This window comes from Streptomyces sp. NPDC052109 (assembly GCF_040680195.1).
GTDB lineage: Bacteria > Actinomycetota > Actinomycetes > Streptomycetales > Streptomycetaceae > Streptomyces.
On the sequence record NZ_JBFAWF010000034.1, the window covers coordinates 1 to 17,962 of the forward strand.

Consider the following 17,962-nt stretch of genomic DNA (forward strand, 5'->3'; position numbering starts at 1 on the left):
GGGGTGGCGGGGGGGGGGGGGGCGCCCCCCGCCCCCCCCCCCCCCCGGCTCCTGTGTTCACAGCGTGTAGGGGCTCTTCCGGCGGGCGTCCGCCAGGGCGCGTGCCCACCACGACAGCTGGTTCAGCATCACCTTGGCCGCGGTGCGCGTGCCCGCCACGTCCTCGGGGCGTCCGTCGGCGTCGAAGCGGTCCCGGGGGCCGTGGAAGCTCATTCCGTCCCGCAGCGAGACCGCGTGGAGCTCCGCGAACACCTGCCGCAGCTGTTCGGCGGCGCGTATCCCGCCGGAACGTCCGCCGTAGGACACGAACGTCACCGGCTTCGCCTGCCACTGTTTGTGGTTCCAGTCGATAACGATCTTCAGCAGGGCGGGGAAGCTGTGGTTGTACTCGGGGGTGACCACGACGAACGCGTCCGCGTCATCGAGCCGTCCCCGCAGCCGCCGCACGCGCTCCTCGACATCGGGGGCGGGTGCGAGGGTGGGAACGGGCGGCAACTCCCACTCCGCGAGGTCGAGCCGGTCCAGATCGAAGCCGCTCACATCGGAGGCGGTCTCGTAGAGCCAGTCCGCGATCATGGCACCCGTACCGCTCGATGACGAGCAGGCCACCAGCATCGCCAGACGGAGTTCCTTCGCCATCTTCTCTTCCCGTGACGTCGGTGGAACAGCGGATGTGATGCTTATCCAGTGTCACCAGAGGCCTCGAAGCCCGCTCAAGACGCGCTGATCGGGGGCCTCGAGGCCCTGATATGGCCAGGAATTCCATCGTGGTGCGGCCGACGGAAAACGGCGCTATCGACTGGCGATGATCTCGTGGTGGAGTTTCTTCGCCTCGGACGAGGGCTCAAGCCCCAGCTCGTCGTCGAGAATGCGGCGCAATTGGTGGTACACGCTGAGCGCCTCACCGCGCCGCCCGGAACGGTGCAATGCCTGCATCAGCCGGACGTGAAACGGCTCGTGCAGATGATGGGTGGCCACCAGTGAGCGGAGTTCACCGACGATTTCCCGGTGCCGATTGTTCGCCATGTCCGCCTCGATGCGCAGCGACACCGCCTCGAGCCGCTGTTCCTCCAGGTACGCGGAGAGCCCGTGCAAGGAGGGGCCATGGACGATATCGGCCGGCAGCGGCCCGCGCCACAGTGCCAGGGCTTCCCGCAGGAGTTCCGCCGCACATCCGGGCCGCCCCTGGTCCAGGGCGTTCCGGCCGCCTTCCACCAGCCGCTGGAATTCGAAGACGTCGACGTTCTCGCGGGGGACGGCCAGCAGGTATCCGCCCGGCCGGGTGATCAGGACGGACGCCTCCTGCGCGGCGGGAAAGTTGCTGCAGAAGAGCTTGCGTAACTGGTAGACGTAGGTCTGCACGATGGTCTTCACCGTGCGCGGCGGCCCGTAGGGCCACAGTTCGTCTATGAGTTGCTCCGTGCTCACCATGGTGTTCGCATTCACGGCGAGCATCGCCAGTACTTGTCGGAGTTTGATCGCGGTCACCTGAAAAAGTGATTCGGCCGCCTCTCGTCCGGATTCCGATTGGCAGTTGATCTCGAGCGGTCCGAGCAATTGGACCCGTACACGATTGCCGATCATCTATGATCTCCCCGTTCGGCACTGCCCACTCAGCCAGGGACGCTACCCGACGACGTGTCCAGTTCAAAACCCGCCGCTCGGCGCGTCGCATGTGCGAGACTACAAGCTTCGTGCCGGAATTGCCCGTTCCCATTTTGCCTAACGCACCATACCCGCTCGGGTAAAAAATATTTTGCTGATGCATTGCGTGTGCTTTAGAGATTTCTTGCGGATATCTACACAACCACCTGAAGGATCAATTCCAGAAGCGGCTTCGAGTGATAGTCGAGCGACGGCTGCCAGGGTCGCCCCCATGCGCACTTTCACCGGTGAACCGCAACTGAAAGCGATTACCGCAGGGATTCATGCCTTTCTGCAGCCCGATGGAAGCTGGTGTCTGAACAACGCGGGTCTGATCGTCTCCGAGCACGGCTGCGTGCTCATCGACACGGCGGCCACCGTGGCACGGGCGAGGCGGCTGCGCGCACACACCCTGGAGGTCGCCGGCACCCCGCCGAGGCTGATCGTCAGCACCCATGCGCACGGCGACCACACGTTCGGGAACGTCGTCTTTCCCGAGGCGCTCGTCATGGGGCACGAGGAGACCAGGAAGGAGGCCGAGCGTACCGGCCTGCATCTCACCGGGCTGTGGCCGCACGTCGACTGGGGCGACGTGGAGGTGGTGCTGCCGCACCTGACCTTCGGCGGCCCGGTGACGCTGCGCCTCGGTGACCACGAGGCCGAACTGCACTCCTTCGGCCCCGCCCACAGCGGGTGCGACACGGTCGTATGGCTGCCGCCTCAACGCGTGCTGTTCGCGGGCGACCTGGTGATGTCGGGGGTGACACCGTTCGTTCTCACCGGGTCGGTGCGCGGGCTCCGGGCCGCTGTGACGGCGCTGCGGAAGCTGGATCCGGTGACCGTCGTACCGGGGCACGGCCCGGTCGGCGGGCCGGAGTTGCTGGACGCGACGGAGCGCTATCTGGACTGGCTGACCGAACTCGCCCGGGCCGGCCTCGCCCAGGGCCTGCCCCCGCTGGAAGCCGCGAGGCGGGCGGACCTCGGGCCGTTCGGCGACCTGCTCGACAGCGAGCGGCTCGCACCGAACCTGCACCGGGCCTACGACGAACTCGACGACGACAGCGGGCGCACGCCGGCCGGGGTGGACCAGCTCTTCGCGGAGATGGTGGACCTGCACGGCGGTCTCCCGGAGTGTCAGGCCTGACGCGCGCCGGACCGCCGGCGGGGCAGCCCGCTGGACACGCGGAAGGCCCGTATCCACTCCGGATACGGGCCTTCACCGGTGACCATGGGCTGTCGCCCTGGTCGGGACGACAGGATTTGAACCTGCGACCCCTTGACCCCCAGTCAAGTGCGCTACCAAGCTGCGCCACGTCCCGATGCGGTCTCACCCGGGGTGCCCCGCGTGATCACGCAGGTCAACCCTACCGCACCTGTGCGGGTGCCCGTGTCGCCCCCGTGGCGGCGGGGGCCGTCGTGCCGTCCGGGCGGCGGACCGGGACGAGGAGGGCGGCGCCGGCGGCGCCCAGGCAGAGGACGGCGAGCAGGGCCCAGCCGTGGGTGTAGCCGGAGGCGTAGGGCAGGCCGGAGGGCTGCAGGTGTCCGGTGACCAGGACGCTGGTGACCGCGGCGCCGATGGAACCGCCGATGGTGCGGATGTTGGCGTTCATGCCGGTCGCGGCGCCGGTCTGCTCGGCCGGGACGCTGCCGACGATCAGGTTGGCCATGGAGGCGAAGGCCAGGCCGATGCCCAGGCCGAACAGCCCGGCGACCACGGCTATCTCCCACTGCGCGTCATGCCAGAGGGTGAGGAATCCGCAGGCCACCGAGCCGAGTGCGGCACCGGCGGTGAGGAGCGCCTTGGCGCCGACGCGGGGCTCCAGACGGCCGGAGAGGATGCCGGAGAGGAACATCGCGAGCAGCATGGGCAGCATGAGGAGGCCGGAGGCGGTGACGCTCGCGCCGAAGCCGAAGCCGGCCGCGGACGGTGTCTGGACGAAGCCCGGCAGGAAGGACCAGATCGCGTACATGCCCGCGCCGAAGAGCAGCGCGGCCGCGTTGGTCGTCCACACCGCGGGCAGCCGCATCACGCGCAGGTCGATCAGCGGGGTGCGGGAGCGGGCCTCGACCGTGAGCCACAGGGTGAACAGCACGACGGCGGCGGCGAACAGGCCGAGCACCTTCGGCGAGCCCCAGCCCCACTGTCCGGCCCGGCTCAGCGGCAGCAGCAGGGCCACCAGCCAGGCGGAGAGCAGCCCGGCGCCGTACCAACTGACCTTGCCCTGGGCCCTCTTGGGGGACTCGGGGACGTAGGCCACGGCGATCAGGACGGTCGCGGCGACGATCGCCACGGGGATCCAGAAGAGCCAGCGGTAGTCGAGCGCGGAGACGATCGGCCCGGCGGCGACCATGCCGACCCCACCGCCCGCGGCGATGACCGCGGAGAGGGTGCTGATGCTGCCGCTCACCTCGGCGGGCGCGAACTCGTCGCGGATGATGCCGAAGGACAGCGGGAACAGGGCGCCGCCGACGCCCTGGACCACCCGGGCGACGATGAGGACGCCGATGGTCGGGGCGAGCGCGGCGACGAGACAGCCCGCCAGGACGGTGACCAGGACGGCGACGAGTGTGCGCTTCTTGCCGGCGAGGTCGCCGACCCGGCCGAGGATCGGGGTGAAGACCGAGGCGGACAGCAGATACGCCGTCATCACCCAGGTCGCGGTCGACTGGGAGGTGTGCAGGGCGTGCTGGACGGTCGGCAGGGCCGGCGCGATCAGCGACTGCAGCATGGAGAACACGCCCGCACCGGTCGCGAGGACCGCGAAGGTGAGGCGGGTGGACGTGCGGGGCATGGAGAAGCCTCTCCGAGATCCGGGACGTGCACGGTCGGTGACGAGGGGAGCGGGCGGGACGCCCGCGCGGCGAAGGAGACAAGGGGTAGGGGGCGGCGGGCGCGTGCACGCGTCCGGACACGGCGGAGCCGCCCCCCCACTGCTAAAGTGGAGGTACCCCTCCACTCTAACGGAGGCACACCTCCGGTTCAAGATACGGAGGTGAACCTCCGTTTTCTGACCCCTCCGGGAGGCAGCAGTGACGGCCACGCCTTTCCCCGTCGGCGAACTCGTGGCGGCCCGCCGGCCGCACCGCAAGGACGCCGCCCGCAACTACGACGCCCTGCTCGCCGCCGCCCGTGAGGCGTTCGCCGAGCACGGCTCGGACGCCTCCCTGGAGGACATCGCCCGCCGCGCGGGCGTCGGCATCGGCACCCTCTACCGCAACTTCGCCACGCGCCGCGACCTTTTCGAGAGCGTCTACGCCGACGAGGTCAACGCCCTGTGCCAGGCGGCCGAGGAACTCGCGGACCGGGAGCCCTGGGAGGCGCTGACGGCCTGGCTGGACCGGTTCGCCGGCTACATGGTCACCAAGCGGGCGGTGCGCGAGGCGCTGAACGACGAGTCGGAGATCTTCCAGTCCTGCCGTGACTCGATGTACGCGGCCGGAGGCCCGCTGCTGGAGCGCGCCCAGCGGGCGGGTGCGGCCCGCGCGGACATGGACTTCACCGATCTGCTGCGGATGGTCGCGGGGATCACGGCCACGACGTTCGACGACGACGCCCAGCGCGACCGGGTGCTCGCGATCGCGCTGGACGGGGTCCGCACGGGCCGCTGAGACCAGGAGACGCCCTCTACTTGATGAGCGCGTTCGCCACCACCACGACCAGGCCGAGCAAGGCGTCCCCCGCCCCCATGAGGGCGGCCGTCGGCCAACTCCGGGCCGTCCAGCGGGCGGTGAGCAGCCCGAGCAGGAAGAGGATCAGGACGTTGAGGGCGAACGCCGCGTACTCGACGCCCTTCGCCGGCCACCATCTCCACCACGCGCCCGCGAGCAGGAAGACCGTGGGCAGTACGGCCACGACCAGCGGCCACTCCTCCCACAGCGCGCGCACCACGTCCCACCGGCGGTGCGGGGCGCGCTCGGCGATGTAGTGGGCGTAGCCGTGGGCGAGGGCGGAGGCCAGCGCGGTCACCAGTACCCAGGCGGCGTCGTAGCCACGGGCCTCGGCGGAGGTGTGCCCGTACTGGGTGAGCGCCGCCACCATCGAGCTGGCGAGGACGGCGCCGTACACACCCCCGAACAGGACGGCCTCGCGGGTGTCGTGCCGCCGCTGCGGTGCCGTGCCGACCGCCGTGGAGTCAGCCATGTTCTCCACGATCACCCGTGCCCCGTCTCCCCGCCAGTCCGCACGGACCGACGAAGTGTCCTCCCACCAGCCCCGACGCCCCACACACTGTCGGCCGCGGCGCACGCGCGAGGCGGCCTAGGCTCGGCGCATGACGCACAGCTTCGCGCTCCATGTCCCGGGCGCCGACCTCGAACCCGACCCCCTCGACCCCGAGCAGATCGTCTCCGGGAACCCACAGGTCACCGAGAAGGTGGTCTGGGAGTCGCCGGACGGCCGCCAGATCCGCGGGATCTGGCAGATCACGCCCGGCGTGGTCACCGACACCGAGGCGGACGAAGTGTTCGTGGTGATCAGCGGTTCGGCGACGATCGAGGTCGAGGACGGGCCGACGCTGACGGTGGGGCCGGGCGACATGGCGGTCCTGCGCGCGGGCGACCGTACGACATGGACGGTGCACGAGACCCTGCGCAAGGCGTACGCGATCAACCGGTGAGTTCGTCTCCGGGCGGCGCCGTCGTCCCCCGGATCTCCAGCGTCGGTGCGGCGAGGTGGACGCTCCCCTCGCCGTCCGGCCGTTCGAACCGGTCGAGCAGGCAGCGGGCGGCGCGCCGGCCGATCTCGTAGGGGGCGGTGTCGACGGTGGTCAGCCAGACGTGCCGCAGCCGGGAGATGCTGGTGTTGTCGTAACCGACCACCGAGAGGTCGTGCGGCACCCTGAGGCCCAGTTCCCCCGCCGCCGACAGGGCCCCCACCGAGGCCATGTCGTTGACGGCGAAGAGCGCCGTCGGGCGCTCGGGGCGGCTGAGCAGGCGTACGGTCCCCCGGTAGCCGCCCTCCTCGGTCAGGTCGCCCGGCTCGACGACCGGTTCGGCGCCCTGTGCCCGCATCGCCGCCTCGAAGCCGCGCCGACGCAGCGCGCCGACCACGCCGTGGCCGGCGAGGTGGGCGATCCGGCGGTGGCCGAGGCCCAGCAGATGCCCGGTGGCGAGCCGGGCCCCCCGCTCATCGTCCCCGGCGACGACGTCCACCCCCTCCGGCCCGGGCTCACGCGCGCCCGCCACCACCACCGGCATCCGCCGCGCGAGCTCCCCGAGCCCAGCCGCTCCGGGGACCGTACCGACGATCACCAGCCCGTCGACGCCGACGTCCACGAGGGGCTCGGCCAGGTCGTGCCCGATGCGCCGGTTCAGCCGGGCATCGGCGAGCAGCGTGTGCAGGCCGGCGGCGTGCAGCACGGAGTTGAGGCCGTCCAGGAGGTCGACGAACCAGGGGTTGCGCAGATCGTCCAGGAGGACCCCGACGACGGGGGTCCCCCCGCTCGGACGAAGCCGAGAGCGGGTGAGGGTGCGCCGTTCGCTCAGGCTGCGCGCGGCCGCGTTGGGCCGGTAGCCCAGCTCGTGCGCGGCCCGCAGCACCGCGTCCCGCTTCTCGGCGCTGACCGGTCCCGAGCCGCGCAGCACCAGCGAGACCAGTGACTTGGACACTCCGGCCCGTTCGGCCACGTCACGGATCGTCGGAGGGCGCATGACATGGACCGTTCCATGCGGAGTGCCGCTCTGTCAAAGGGTTGACACGCCGGCTATGTCCGCACAAGGTGACCGGGACAGGGAATGGACAGGGCATGGACCGTTCCAAGGAGCCCAGGAGGGGCTGTCATGGTGGATGAGCTGGGTGTCGCCGTCGTCGGGTTCGGCTGGATGGGCCGGGTGCACACCCAGGCGTACGCGCGTCTGCCGCACCACTATCCGCAGCTTCCCCTGCGCCCCCGGCTGGTCACCGTCGCCGAGGAGGTACCGGGGCGGGCCGAGGAGGCCGCCGAGCGGTTCGGGTTCGCCTCCGCGACCCGCGACTGGCGGGAGGTGGCCGCCGACCCCCGGGTCCGGGCCGTCAGCATCACCGCCCCGAACTTCCTGCACCGGGAGATCGGCGTGGCGATGGCGGAGGCGGGCAAGCACATCTGGATCGAGAAACCGGTCGGGCTGACCGCCGAGGACGCCCGCGCGGTCGCCGACGCTGCCGCCAAGGCCGGCGTGCAGGGCACCGTCGGCTTCAACTACCGCAACGCGCCCGCCGTCGAGGCCGCCCGCGATCTGATCGCCTCCGGCGAGATCGGCACGGTGACCCACGCCCGCTTCCGGCTGTTCAGCGACTACGCCGCCCACCCGGACGGCGCCCTGACCTGGCGGTACGAGCGGGCGCGCGGCGGCAGCGGGGTGCTGGGCGACCTGGCCTCGCACGGCGCCGACCTGGCCCGCTTCCTGCTCGGCGACATCGCCTCGCTCACGGCCGACACCGCGATCTTCCTCCCGGAGCGCGCCCGCCCGTCCGGCGCCACCGCCGGCCACGCCCTCGCCGCCGGCGGCGAGCCCGGACGGGTGGAGAACGAGGACTACGTGAGCTGCCTGCTGCGCTTCGCCTCCGGCGCCCGCGGGGTCCTTGAGGCCTGCCGGGTCTCGGTCGGCGAGCAGAACAACTACGGCTTCGAGGTGCACGGCACGAGGGGCGCCGCCTTCTGGGACTTCCGGCGCATGAACGAGCTGGCGGTCAGCCGGGGTACCACGTATCAGGACCAGCCGGTGAGCACGGTTCACGTGGGGCCGGGGGCCGGGGAGTTCGCGGCATTCCAGCCGGGGGCGGCCAACGCGATGGGGTACGACGACCTGAAGGTGATCGAGGCGTACCGGTTCGTACGGTCCGTGGCCGAGGCGACCCCGTACGGCGCCACGTTGGTGGACGCGGTGCACAGTGCGGCCGTGCTGGACGCGATGACGCGGGCCGCCCGGGAGGGACGGTGGACGGACGTGGAGGCCGGCTGATTCCGGCTCCGCCGGAGGCGCCGCCGGATGTGCCGTGTCTGCCGTCAGGCGTCTGCCGCGGCGGCGTGGCCGGCCGCCCGGCTCCCCGCACCCCTGCCCAGCTCCCGCACCCCCGTGACCAGCGCCTCGACCACCTCCCGCGGCGGGATGTCGGCTCCCCCTCTCGTGCGGGCCAGGAGCGGGAGTTCCACCTGGACTCCCGCGAGGCGGGTCAGGTTGACCGGGTTCCTGGGGTGGACCCCGCGCAGGCCGGACGGGATCGCCGACAGGTCGGTGACCGCCGGGAAGTGCGGGGCATGGACGGTGAGCGCGTCGGCGAGCACGTGGGCCGCGTCGCGGTGGCGGCCGCCGAGGAACACCGCGTGCGGCGCCTCGGGCCGCTTGTGGCCGTGCAGGGAGACGGTGAGGGAGACACGTTCGAGGAACTCCCGCAGCAGGCCGCAGGGCTCGGCGGCCATGCGCGGGGACGGGATGTGGACGGGCCGGTGAACTCCCGGCTGGGTGAAGACCAGGCTCGTGGCGCCGCAGTGGCGGGCCACCGTCTCGGCGAGCTGGGCCGTGCCCCCTTCGTTGCTGCCGTGCAGCGCGAGCAGTCCGATCCCGTCGCCGGGTACGAGGGTCGCGACCATCGGGACGCCCTCGACCTCCACTTCTTCGGTGCGTGTCATCGCTCCCCCTCAACCGTCCGTCCGTACCGGCATGTTGTACGGCGTCACGACCTGGATCGCCGACGGCAGCAGTGGTCCGGCGGGCGGCAGGGCGCCGTGGAAGCGCATCACCGCGTGACAGGCCTCCCGGAGATCATGCCGCAGATCGTGGTGGAGCACGGCGGACAGGCGGTGTTCGCGCAGCAGCCGGGTGTTGTCGTGGTCGAGGTCGTGCGCGACGAACACCGCGCACTCGCGGCCGAGGTCGGCGAAGGCCCGCAGGGTGGCGTTGTTGCCGCCGCCGATGGAGTAGACGGCCCGGATCTCCGGGTCCCGTTCCAGGGCGGCGCGGACCAGGTCGTACTGGGTGGCGTCCAGGCCCTGCCCCTCGGCGATCTCCACCAGGGTGCGCCGCGGATGCCGGGCCCGCATCACACTCCTGAAGCCCATCTCACGCTCCTCCTCGTTGCGGAAGAAGCCGCTGCTCAGGCTGGTGAGGACATGGCCGGGCCGGTCGCCGAGCCACTGGCCGGTCAGGTATGCGGCGGTGGCCCCGGCGGCCCGGTTGTCGCTGCCGACATACCCGATCCGGCCGCTGGCGGGCAGGTCGGTGACCAGGGTGACGACGGGGATGCCCGCCGCGGTGAGCCGGCCCACCGCCGCGGTGACCTCGGGGACGTCCGGCGCCTTGAGGATCACGCCCTGGGAGCCGCGCCGGGCGATCCGGTCCAGCGTCCCGACCTGCTCGGCGGCCGGGCCGGTCTCACGGAAGTGGAAGCGGGAGCGGACCACGGCCGGATGCAGGGACGGCAGCTCGGCCTCCAGGGCGGCCCGCACCGCGGTGCTGAACCGCTCCGGCGCCTGCATCACGATGTCCACCATGAACGTACGGCCCACCAGCCGCACCTGGGTGCGCTGCCGGTCGAGGTCGGCGATGGCCCGGTGCACCTCCTGGGCGGTGCTCTCGCGCACCCCTCCCCTGCCGTTCAGCACACGGTCCACCGTGGCCTCGCTGAGACCCGCCTGACGTGCGATCTCCCGGATCGGGAACGGATGGCCCATGGACCGGCTCCTTGAGGGGTTTTTGATGGCTCGGTGCTGGTTGTTCGAGGGGTTTGTACTGACAAGAATGACAGGACTGCGTCGCTCTCGTGGCCCAGGCCCGTGATCGAAAGAGGGACACCGATGTCCGTCGCCTCCGTACCAGGCCGCACCTGGCTGTCCGAGCAGGACTGCGACCTCGCCGCCTTCCGCACCCTGGTCGCGCGTACCACGGACCTCGCGGACCACCCGCACGCCGACTCCGTGGCGGACGACGTCCCGGTCTACGACGCCGAGCGGCTGCGCACGGCCGGCGACCGCGACGCGCTGCGGGCCGAGCTGGTGCGGGCGTTCGCCGACGGACCCGGGATCGTGGTGATCAAGGGTGCCTACCCGGACCCGTCCGTCGTCGACCGGGTCACGGCCGTGTTCGAGGCGCTGATCGCCGAACAGCGGGCCTCCGGCGCCACCGCCGGCGACCACTTCGCCAAGCCCGGCGCCAACGACCGGGTGTGGAACGCGCTGGAGAAGACCGCCCTGTACGACGCGCAGGCGTTCGCCGACTATTACGCGAACGGCGTCCTCGCTCTCGTCTCCTCGGCCTGGCTGGGCCCCGGCTACCAGGTGACCTCGCAGGTCAACGTGGTCAACCCGGGTGGTGCCGGTCAGACCGCGCACCGGGACTACCACCTGGGCTTCCTGAGCAACGCGGCCGCGGCCGCCTACCCGGCCCATGTGCACCGGCTCTCCCCGGCGCTCACCCTCCAGGGCGCGGTCGCCCACTGCGACATGCCGGTGGAGTCGGGCCCGACGCTCTATCTGCCGTACTCACAGCTGTACGAGCCGGGCTATCTGGCCTGGCGGCTCCCGGAGTTCCAGGCCTACTTCGAGGCACACCATGTGCAGCTCCCGCTCGCCAAGGGCGACGCGGCCTTCTTCAACCCGGCGCTCTTCCACGCCGCCGGCACCAACCGCACGACGGACGTGCGGCGCACGGCCAACCTGCTCCAGATCTCCTCCGCCTTCGGGCGCGCGATGGAGACGGTGGACCGTGAGGCCGTGGCGAACGCGGTGTTCCCGGTGCTGCTGCGGCGCGCGGCCGAGGGCGCCGGCGAGGAGTGGCTGGACAACGTGATCGCCGCGAGCGCCGAGGGCTACCCCTTCCCCACCAACCTCGACAGCGACCCGCCGGTCGAGGGTCTGGCCCCGCCGGCGCAGGCGGACGTGCTGCGGCGGGCGGTGCGCGAGAAGTGGACCCCGGAGCGGCTCCGTGCGGAGCTGCGGGCCGGTAGCGAACGGCGGGAAAGCTGAGAAGGGTCGGAGCAGGGCATGGGACTTCTCGACGACAAGGTCGTCCTGGTCAACGGCGGCAGTCAGGGGGTCGGTGCCGCGATCGCGCGGGCCGCCGTCCGGGAGGGCGCCGTCGTGGCGGTCACCGGCCGCCGCACCGAACCGGGCGAGGCGCTGGTCGCCGAGCTGGCGGCGGGCGGGGGCAGGGCGATGTTCGTGCGCGCCGATCTGGCGGACGCCGACCGGGCCAGGGCAGTGGTGGCCGAGGTGGTGGACGCGCACGGACGGATCGACTGTCTGGTGAACTCGGCGGGGCTGACATCCCGGGGGACCCTGCTGGACACGACCCCGGAGCTGTTCGACGCGCATATCGCGATCAACCTGAAGGCGCCGTTCTTCGCGATGCAGGCGGCGGTCGCCGACATGGTGGGCCGCAAGGCGCCCGGCACGATCGTCAACATCATCACCTCGTCGGCGCACGGCGGTCAGGCGTTTCTGGCGCCGTACGTCGCCGCCAAGGCGGGTCTGGTGGGTCTGACCCGCAACGCGGCGCACGCCCACCGTTGGGACCGCATCCGGATCAACGGCCTGAACATCGGCTGGACCGCGACGGAAGGGGAGGACGCCACCCAGCGCGCCTTCCACGGCGCCGGCGACGACTGGCGGGAGCGGGCCGCGGCGAAGCTGCCGATGGGCAGGCTGGGCCAACCGGACGAGATCGCCGACTTCGTGGTGTTCCTGCTCTCCGACCGCTCCGGTGTGGTGACCGGCTCGGTGATCGACTGGGACCAGAACGTACTCGGCGCCCTCGACTGACCTTCCCCTGCCCGCTCACCGGACCTCAGGAGTTGCACCACCCATGCGTATCGGAATCCTCGGCCTCGGCCGCATCGGCGCCTTCCACGCCGAGACCCTCTCCGGACTGGACGCCGTCGGTTCGCTCGTCGTCGCCGACCCGTTCGCGGACGCCGCCAAGGCCGCCGCCGAGCGGTTCGGCGCCGAGGTCGCGGACTCCCCGGAGGCCCTGCTGGCCGCCGGGGTGGACGGCCTGGTCGTCGCGGCGGCCACCGACGCCCACCCGGCGCTGATCCGGGCCGGTGTCGAGGCCGGTGTCCCGGTCTTCTGCGAGAAGCCGGTCGCCCGCACCATGGCGGAGGGCGTCGAGGTGCTCAGGGCCGTCCGGGACAGCGACGTGCCGATCCAGATCGGCTACAACCGCCGCTTCGACGCGGGTTTCACCGCCGCGCGCGCCGCCGTCCAGGCAGGTGAGCTGGGCGAACTGCACACGGTCCGCTCCACGACCCTGGACCCGGCGCCGCCGCCCGCCGCGTACGTCGCCGCCTCCGGTGGCATCTTCCGCGACTGTTCCGTGCACGACTTCGACATCATCCGCTGGGTCACGGGCCGTGAGGTCACCGAGGTGTACGCGGTCGGCGGCAACCGGGGCGCCGGCTACATCAAGGCGGCGGGCGACGCGGACACCACCGGCGCGATCCTCACCCTGGACGACGGCACCATCGCGGTGGTCTCCAACTCCCGTCACAACGGCCGCGGTCACGACGTCCGCATGGAGCTCCACGGCTTCCAGGACTCGATCGCGGTCGGCCTGGACGACAGGCTCCCGCTGCGCTCGGTCGAGCCCGGCGTGACCTTCCCGTCCGGGACACCGCACGAGTTCTTCATGGACCGCTTCACCGAGGCCTACCGCGCCGAACTCAGCGCGTTCACCGAGGTCGTGGCCGGCACCCGCCCCTCCCCCTGCACGATCGAGGACGCCCTGGAGGCGGGCTGGATCGCCGAGGCGTGCACCCTCTCCCTGCAGGAGCACCGGCCGGTGACGCTCGCGGAGGTCCGGCGCGCCTGACGCCGCAGGTGCGGCAGCCACCAGCCGCACCCCTGCCCAGCGGCCTGGTGCGGGTCGGGCCCGCGGCCCGCCCGCGATCAGCTCCCGAACCGTGCGGGACCGCGCCGAGAGCCTGCTCGTCCACGCCGCCGTCCCGCTCGCTGCGGTTCAGAGGCAGTAACGCACCAGCCACTCGTCGGGGTTGTACGTGTCCCGCGCCGGATCCGGCACGGTGGCCGGCTTGGTCTCGACCGTGTCCTCCGGGCGTATCCGCTCGGGCAGGGAGCCGAAGCGGGTACGGCGCAGGAGGGCCGCGTCGGTCGTGTCCGGCGCGCTCTCCCGGGATTCGCTGCGCTGCGTCATGTCGTCCTCCCGTCTCACCGGGTGTCCCCCGTCCTCACCGACAACGCCCGCGTGCCCCCGGTTGGTTCCCGGCCAGGCCCTGGCTGAATCCGGTGCCCTTGCGCAGGAACCGGGCCCCGTCCCCGGGACCCGGTCCACCAGCGGTTCCTTCAGGCCCCGCAGGACCGCAGGAAACGCCGGGTGCGCACGGCGATCGGGAGGGGCTTGTCCGGCTCGCAGGGATACATGTCCTGCTCGACGATCGCGAACAGTTCCACGCCCAGCTTCTGGGCGGCCTCCAGGACGGGGCCCAACTCCGGCACGCCGGACGGCGGTTCGCACATCACGCCGCGCCGCACCGCCGGCCCGAACGGCACCCCGCCGGCGACCACCTCGGCGAGGACCTCCGGGTCGACCTGCTTGAGGTGCAGATAGCCGATGCGCTCGCCGTAGGTCTCGATGAGCTTGACGCTGTCCCCGCCGCAGTAGGCGTAGTGCCCGGTGTCCAGGCAGAGGTTGACCAGCTCGGTGTCGGTCGAGTCCAGGAAGCGCTCGACGTGGTCCTCGGTGTCGATGTGGGTGTCGGCGTGCGGGTGGACCACGATGTCCAGTCCGTACGTCTCCTTGACCTCGTGGCCGAGCCGCTCCATGCCCTTGGTCAGGTGCGCCCACTGCTCGGGCGTCAGCTCCGGCGGTTCCAGGACCTCGGCGGTCTTGTCGTCCCGCCAGAAGGAGGGGATGACCACCAGGTGCCGCGCGCCCGCGGCCCGGGTCAGCGCGGCGACCTCGCTGACGTGGGCCCAGGTCTCCTCCCAGACCGACGGGCCGCGGTGCATGCCGGTGAAGACCGTGCCCGCCGAGACCTTCAGGTTCCGCCGGGCCACCTCGTCCCGCAGGCGCGCGGGGTCGGTGGGGAGGTAGCCGTAGGGGCCGAGTTCGATCCACTCGTAGCCGGCCTGCGCGACCTCGTCGAGGAAGCGTTCCCAGGGCACCTGCCGCGGGTCGTCGGGGAACCAGACGCCCCAGGAGTCGGGGGCCGAGCCGACCCGGATCCGGTCCAGCGGGGTGGGGGTGGCCATGGTCAGGGGGTTCCTTCCGCGGAGGGCGCCACGGGTGCGCCGAGGTCGCTCTCCTCGGGCAGTTCCTCGGTGTCGACGCCACGCACCTGTGCCAGTTCGTGCTTGAGCGCGGCGAGTTCTGTGCCGCCGGCCATGTGGTTGGTCAGCTCCTCCAGGCTCACCTCGCTGCGGGAGGCGGACAGCTCCAGTGTGCCCAGGCGCAGCACGCTGAAGTGGTCGCCGACCATGTAGGCGTGATGGGGGTTGTGGGTGATGAAGATGACGCCCAGGCCGCGGTCGCGGGCGGCGGCGATGTACTTCAGGACCACGCCGGACTGCTTCACGCCCAGCGCGGCGGTCGGCTCGTCCAGGATCAGCACCCGCGCGCCGAAGTAGACGGCCCGGGCGATCGCCACGCACTGGCGCTGGCCTCCGGACAGGGTGCCGATGGGCTGCTCCAGGTCGTCCAGGACGATGCCCATGTTGCGCAGTTCCTCGTCGGCGGTGACCTTCATCCGGGCGATGTCCAGGCGGCGGACCGGCCAGGGCCCCTTGGTCATCTCCGAGCCGAGGAAGAAGTTCCGCCACACCGGCATCAGCGGGACGGTGGCCAGGTCCTGGTAGACGGTGGCGATGCCGCGGTCCAGGGCCTCGCGCGGGGTGGAGAAGCGCACCGGCTGCCCGTCGACGAGGAACTCGCCCTCGGTGTGCTGGTGCAGCCCGGAGATGATCTTGATGAGGGTGGACTTGCCCGCGCCGTTGTCGCCGAGGACACAGGTGACCTGGCCGGCGTGCACCTTCAGGTCCACGCCGTGCAGGGCGCGGATGTTGCCGTAGGACTTGCCCGCCCCGCGCAGCTCGACCAGCAGCCCCTCCGGGGCGGGCGGGGTGTCCTGGACGACGGTGCCGTGGGTGGTGTTGTCGGTCATCGGTTACCTCCGGGTCGCCGTGCGCTGGACCCACAGATTGATCAGGACGGCGCCGAGCAGCATCACGCCCAGGAAGGCCTTGAACCAGTCGGGGTTCCAGCCCGCGAAGACGATGCCCTGGTTGACCATGCCGAACATGAACGCCCCGAAGACCGGGCCGATCGCGGAGCCGTAGCCCCCGGTGAGCAGACAGCCGCCGATCACCGCCGCGGCGATGTAGATCAGCTCCTGGCCGACGCCCTCGCCGGACTGCACGGTGTTGAAGGAGAACAGGTTGTGCATGCCGACGAACCAGGCCCCGAACCCGACCAGCATGAACAGCGAGATCTTGGTGAAGGTCACCGGGACACCCACCGCCCGCGCGGACTCCTTGTTCCCGCCGACCGCGAAGATCCAGTTGCCGTACCTGGTGCGCAGCAGCACCCACGTGGCCAGCGCCGCGAAGACCAGCCACCACACCACCGTGATCTTCACCTCGACCCCGCCGACGTCGAACGAGGACGCGAAGACCTTCTTCGCCTGCGCGAACCCGTCCATGTCGCTGATGTCGTCGGTGGCCACGTTGCCGGTGACCAGCTTGGTCACGGCCAGGTTCACGCCCTGCAGGATCAGGAACGTGCCCAGGGTGATCAGGAAGCTGGGCAGGCCGGTCCTGACCACCATCCAGCCGTTGAGGAAACCGATCGCCAGGGACACCGCCAGGGCGACGATCACACCGGTCCACACGTTCAGGGTCAGCTGGTAGCTGAGCATGCTCGCGGTCAGCGCCGAGGAGATCACCGCGACGCCGGAGGACAGGTCGAACTCGCCGCCGATCATCAGCAGCGCGACCGGCAGAGCCATGATCCCGATGGTCGAGGACTGGTACAGGACCGTGGCCATCGAGCTGCCCTGGCGGACCGAGGGCGCGACGATCAGGAAGAAGACCAGTACGGCTGCCGCGCCGAGGAAGACGCCCACCTCGGGCCGGGCCAGCAGGCGCAGCGCCAGCGGGCGCCGGGCGGTGCGGCCGTCCGTCTCCTTGGGGCCGCGCCCCGGCGGCGTGCTCACCGCCGGTTCGGCGTGCTGGGCCATGCTCATCACCGGGTCCCCTTCGCGGCGAACTCGGCGACCTTGTCGACGTTGGACTTGTCGACGAAGGCCGGGCCGGTCAGCACCGGCTCGACCCCGCCGCCGCTGTAGTTGCCGTTGTACTTGTAGAGCCACAGCGCGTCGACCGCGAGGTAGCCCTGCAGATAGGGCTGCTGGTCGACCGCGAACTCGATGGAGCCGTTCTGAACGGCCTTGACCAGGTCCTTGTTCAGGTCGAACGTGGCCACTTTCGCCTTGCTGCCCGCGTCGCCGACCGACTGCACGGCAGTCAGGGCGAACGGGGCGCCGAGCGTGACGACCGTGTCGATGGAGCTGTCCTGCTTCAGCTTCGCCGTGATCGTCGACCGCACGGACGGCATGTCGGTGCCGTTCACATACAGGGTCTCAGTCGTGCCCTTGAACGTCTTCTTCACCCCGTCGCAGCGCTGGGTGAGGCCCACATTGCCCTGCTCCTGGATCACACACACGATCTTCTTGGCGCCGGTGGTGTTCAGCTTGTCGCCGAACGCCTCGCCCGCCACACTCTCGTCCTGCCCGAAGAACTCCAGCAGGCCGAGCCTCCTCCAGTCGCTCAGTCCCGAGTTCAGGCCCACCACGGGGATGCCCGCCTGCTCCGCCTTGCCGATGACGCCCTTCATCGCGTCCGGCTTGGCCAGGGTGACCGCGATGCCGTCGACCTTCTGGTCGATCGCGTTCTGCACCAGGTTCGCCTGGTTGCCGGCGTTGGGGTCGGAGGAGTAGACGAGCTTGACGTTGTCCTTGGCCGCGGCGGCCTCGGCACCCTTGCGGACGGTGTCCCAGAAGGTGTCGCCCGGCGCCTGGTGCGTGACCAGCGCGACGGTCATACGAGGAGTGTCGGCCTTGCCCGCCGAGGCGTTCTGTGCCGCCTCCTCGGCCTTCTTGCCGCCGTGGCTGCTGGCGCAGCCGGCGAGGGTGAGGGCCGCCGCGGCGACCACCGCCACGAACGGGGCCAGTCTCCGCGAGCGGGAGGGAGAAGAGCGGTCCATCTTTCCTTGCACCTCACTGTGCGTGCGACGGGGGAAGGGACGCTGTTGCGTTGGGACGCGATCCAAGTCCTTGGCGAGCCTGCTGTCAATACTTTGTTAAGACATCATTTCACAAGAAGGTACGAATGTA

General features: G+C 71.1%; 19 protein-coding genes and 1 tRNA gene. 7 read left to right on the forward strand and 13 right to left on the reverse strand.

The window, feature by feature from the left end; all coding sequences use genetic code 11:
• Nucleotides 1–57 precede the first annotated feature (57 nt).
• Together AB0L59_RS39080 and AB0L59_RS39085 are read right to left on the reverse strand one after the other, a co-directional pair.
• A complete protein-coding gene (locus tag AB0L59_RS39080; RefSeq protein ID WP_365592032.1) occupies nt 58–639 on the reverse strand; it encodes an NAD(P)H-dependent oxidoreductase in 582 nt (193 codons plus the stop codon).
• A gap of 153 nt (nt 640–792) precedes the next feature.
• On the reverse strand, nt 793–1,584 hold the full coding sequence (locus AB0L59_RS39085) for an AfsR/SARP family transcriptional regulator (protein WP_365592035.1): 792 nt from the start codon (nt 1,582–1,584) through the stop codon (nt 793–795).
• Between the two features lie 292 nt (nt 1,585–1,876).
• Here AB0L59_RS39085 and AB0L59_RS39090 point away from each other — a divergent pair, with 292 nt between their 5' ends.
• Nucleotides 1,877–2,788 (forward strand): MBL fold metallo-hydrolase, encoded by a 912-nt coding sequence (locus tag AB0L59_RS39090; RefSeq protein ID WP_365592038.1) that lies wholly within the window; start codon nt 1,877–1,879, stop codon nt 2,786–2,788.
• Nucleotides 2,789–2,886: 98 nt separating this feature from the next.
• Here the strand turns inward: AB0L59_RS39090 and AB0L59_RS39095 are convergent.
• Both AB0L59_RS39095 and AB0L59_RS39100 read right to left on the reverse strand, forming a co-directional pair.
• Nucleotides 2,887–2,963, reverse strand: a tRNA-Pro gene (locus tag AB0L59_RS39095).
• A 45-nt stretch (nt 2,964–3,008) separates the two neighbouring features.
• Nucleotides 3,009–4,436, reverse strand: coding sequence for an MFS transporter (locus AB0L59_RS39100; protein ID WP_365592042.1), 1,428 nt, complete (start codon nt 4,434–4,436; stop codon nt 3,009–3,011).
• 238 nt (nt 4,437–4,674) lie between these two features.
• On the opposite strand from AB0L59_RS39100, the gene AB0L59_RS39105 reads away from it, so the two are divergent.
• Entirely contained in the window at nt 4,675–5,253 is a 579-nt protein-coding gene (locus AB0L59_RS39105; RefSeq protein WP_365592045.1) for a helix-turn-helix domain-containing protein, read from the forward strand.
• A gap of 16 nt (nt 5,254–5,269) precedes the next feature.
• Here AB0L59_RS39105 and AB0L59_RS39110 read toward each other — a convergent pair whose 3' ends face one another.
• The gene (locus AB0L59_RS39110; RefSeq protein ID WP_365592048.1) at nt 5,270–5,785 is read right to left on the reverse strand and encodes a hypothetical protein; all 516 of its coding nucleotides are present in this window, start codon (nt 5,783–5,785) and stop codon (nt 5,270–5,272) included.
• Between the two features lie 130 nt (nt 5,786–5,915).
• On the opposite strand from AB0L59_RS39110, the gene AB0L59_RS39115 reads away from it, so the two are divergent.
• Nucleotides 5,916–6,260 carry a cupin domain-containing protein gene (locus AB0L59_RS39115; RefSeq protein WP_365592051.1) on the forward strand — a complete coding sequence of 115 codons (345 nt, stop codon included), beginning with the start codon at nt 5,916–5,918 and terminating at the stop codon, nt 6,258–6,260.
• Here AB0L59_RS39115 and AB0L59_RS39120 read toward each other — a convergent pair.
• A complete protein-coding gene (locus tag AB0L59_RS39120) occupies nt 6,250–7,293 on the reverse strand; it encodes a LacI family DNA-binding transcriptional regulator (protein ID WP_365592054.1) in 1,044 nt (347 codons plus the stop codon). The genes AB0L59_RS39115 and AB0L59_RS39120 overlap by 11 nt on opposite strands.
• A gap of 129 nt (nt 7,294–7,422) precedes the next feature.
• Here AB0L59_RS39120 and AB0L59_RS39125 point away from each other — a divergent pair, with 129 nt between their 5' ends.
• Nucleotides 7,423–8,583: a Gfo/Idh/MocA family oxidoreductase gene (locus AB0L59_RS39125; RefSeq protein WP_365592057.1), complete on the forward strand. Its 1,161-nt coding sequence runs from the start codon at nt 7,423–7,425 to the stop codon at nt 8,581–8,583.
• Nucleotides 8,584–8,627: 44 nt separating this feature from the next.
• On the opposite strand, the gene AB0L59_RS39130 is transcribed toward AB0L59_RS39125, so the two are convergent.
• Both AB0L59_RS39130 and AB0L59_RS39135 read right to left on the reverse strand, forming a co-directional pair.
• Nucleotides 8,628–9,251: a poly-gamma-glutamate hydrolase family protein gene (locus tag AB0L59_RS39130; RefSeq protein WP_365592060.1), complete on the reverse strand. Its 624-nt coding sequence runs from the start codon at nt 9,249–9,251 to the stop codon at nt 8,628–8,630.
• 9 nt (nt 9,252–9,260) lie between these two features.
• Nucleotides 9,261–10,292, reverse strand: a complete 1,032-nt coding sequence (locus AB0L59_RS39135; RefSeq protein WP_365592063.1) for a LacI family DNA-binding transcriptional regulator — start codon at nt 10,290–10,292, stop codon at nt 9,261–9,263.
• Nucleotides 10,293–10,415: 123 nt separating this feature from the next.
• Between AB0L59_RS39135 and AB0L59_RS39140 the strand changes: the two genes are divergently transcribed.
• The 3 genes from AB0L59_RS39140 to AB0L59_RS39150 are packed head-to-tail and all read left to right on the forward strand — an operon-like array spanning nt 10,416 to nt 13,425.
• On the forward strand, nt 10,416–11,582 hold the full coding sequence (locus AB0L59_RS39140; RefSeq protein ID WP_365592066.1) for a phytanoyl-CoA dioxygenase family protein: 1,167 nt from the start codon (nt 10,416–10,418) through the stop codon (nt 11,580–11,582).
• 18 nt (nt 11,583–11,600) lie between these two features.
• Nucleotides 11,601–12,377, forward strand: a complete 777-nt coding sequence (locus AB0L59_RS39145) for an SDR family oxidoreductase (RefSeq protein ID WP_365592069.1) — start codon at nt 11,601–11,603, stop codon at nt 12,375–12,377.
• A 43-nt stretch (nt 12,378–12,420) separates the two neighbouring features.
• Entirely contained in the window at nt 12,421–13,425 is a 1,005-nt protein-coding gene (locus AB0L59_RS39150) for a Gfo/Idh/MocA family oxidoreductase (protein WP_365592072.1), read from the forward strand.
• Nucleotides 13,426–13,572: 147 nt separating this feature from the next.
• Here AB0L59_RS39150 and AB0L59_RS39155 read toward each other — a convergent pair whose 3' ends face one another.
• From AB0L59_RS39155 to AB0L59_RS39175, 5 genes are all read right to left on the reverse strand, one after another.
• Nucleotides 13,573–13,767 carry a hypothetical protein gene (locus AB0L59_RS39155; RefSeq protein ID WP_365592075.1) on the reverse strand — a complete coding sequence of 65 codons (195 nt, stop codon included), beginning with the start codon at nt 13,765–13,767 and terminating at the stop codon, nt 13,573–13,575.
• 149 nt (nt 13,768–13,916) lie between these two features.
• Nucleotides 13,917–14,825, reverse strand: coding sequence for a sugar phosphate isomerase/epimerase (locus AB0L59_RS39160; RefSeq protein WP_365592078.1), 909 nt, complete (start codon nt 14,823–14,825; stop codon nt 13,917–13,919).
• 2 nt (nt 14,826–14,827) lie between these two features.
• Entirely contained in the window at nt 14,828–15,733 is a 906-nt protein-coding gene (locus AB0L59_RS39165; RefSeq protein ID WP_365592080.1) for an ATP-binding cassette domain-containing protein, read from the reverse strand.
• Between the two features lie 3 nt (nt 15,734–15,736).
• Nucleotides 15,737–16,813, reverse strand: coding sequence for an ABC transporter permease (locus AB0L59_RS39170; protein ID WP_365592082.1), 1,077 nt, complete (start codon nt 16,811–16,813; stop codon nt 15,737–15,739).
• Nucleotides 16,813–17,832: a sugar ABC transporter substrate-binding protein gene (locus AB0L59_RS39175; RefSeq protein ID WP_365592085.1), complete on the reverse strand. Its 1,020-nt coding sequence runs from the start codon at nt 17,830–17,832 to the stop codon at nt 16,813–16,815. The genes AB0L59_RS39170 and AB0L59_RS39175 overlap by 1 nt, the downstream gene beginning before the upstream one ends.
• Nucleotides 17,833–17,962 lie beyond the last annotated feature (130 nt).

Bases quoted from the DNA above. Each gene is read 5' to 3' on its own strand.
- AB0L59_RS39080 (WP_365592032.1), bottom strand. From the start codon at position 639: ATGGCGAAGGAACTCCGTCTGGCGATGCTGGTGGCCTGCTCGTCATCG.
- AB0L59_RS39085 (WP_365592035.1), bottom strand. From the start codon at position 1,584: ATGATCGGCAATCGTGTACGGGTCCAATTGCTCGGACCGCTCGAGATC.
- AB0L59_RS39090 (WP_365592038.1), top strand. From the start codon at position 1,877: ATGCGCACTTTCACCGGTGAACCGCAACTGAAAGCGATTACCGCAGGG.
- AB0L59_RS39100 (WP_365592042.1), bottom strand. From the start codon at position 4,436: ATGCCCCGCACGTCCACCCGCCTCACCTTCGCGGTCCTCGCGACCGGT.
- AB0L59_RS39110 (WP_365592048.1), bottom strand. From the start codon at position 5,785: ATGGCTGACTCCACGGCGGTCGGCACGGCACCGCAGCGGCGGCACGAC.
- AB0L59_RS39115 (WP_365592051.1), top strand. From the start codon at position 5,916: ATGACGCACAGCTTCGCGCTCCATGTCCCGGGCGCCGACCTCGAACCC.
- AB0L59_RS39120 (WP_365592054.1), bottom strand. From the start codon at position 7,293: ATGCGCCCTCCGACGATCCGTGACGTGGCCGAACGGGCCGGAGTGTCC.
- AB0L59_RS39125 (WP_365592057.1), top strand. From the start codon at position 7,423: ATGGTGGATGAGCTGGGTGTCGCCGTCGTCGGGTTCGGCTGGATGGGC.
- AB0L59_RS39130 (WP_365592060.1), bottom strand. From the start codon at position 9,251: ATGACACGCACCGAAGAAGTGGAGGTCGAGGGCGTCCCGATGGTCGCG.
- AB0L59_RS39135 (WP_365592063.1), bottom strand. From the start codon at position 10,292: ATGGGCCATCCGTTCCCGATCCGGGAGATCGCACGTCAGGCGGGTCTC.
- AB0L59_RS39140 (WP_365592066.1), top strand. From the start codon at position 10,416: ATGTCCGTCGCCTCCGTACCAGGCCGCACCTGGCTGTCCGAGCAGGAC.
- AB0L59_RS39145 (WP_365592069.1), top strand. From the start codon at position 11,601: ATGGGACTTCTCGACGACAAGGTCGTCCTGGTCAACGGCGGCAGTCAG.
- AB0L59_RS39150 (WP_365592072.1), top strand. From the start codon at position 12,421: ATGCGTATCGGAATCCTCGGCCTCGGCCGCATCGGCGCCTTCCACGCC.
- AB0L59_RS39155 (WP_365592075.1), bottom strand. From the start codon at position 13,767: ATGACGCAGCGCAGCGAATCCCGGGAGAGCGCGCCGGACACGACCGAC.
- AB0L59_RS39160 (WP_365592078.1), bottom strand. From the start codon at position 14,825: ATGGCCACCCCCACCCCGCTGGACCGGATCCGGGTCGGCTCGGCCCCC.
- AB0L59_RS39165 (WP_365592080.1), bottom strand. From the start codon at position 15,733: ATGACCGACAACACCACCCACGGCACCGTCGTCCAGGACACCCCGCCC.
- AB0L59_RS39170 (WP_365592082.1), bottom strand. From the start codon at position 16,813: ATGAGCATGGCCCAGCACGCCGAACCGGCGGTGAGCACGCCGCCGGGG.
- AB0L59_RS39175 (WP_365592085.1), bottom strand. From the start codon at position 17,832: ATGGACCGCTCTTCTCCCTCCCGCTCGCGGAGACTGGCCCCGTTCGTG.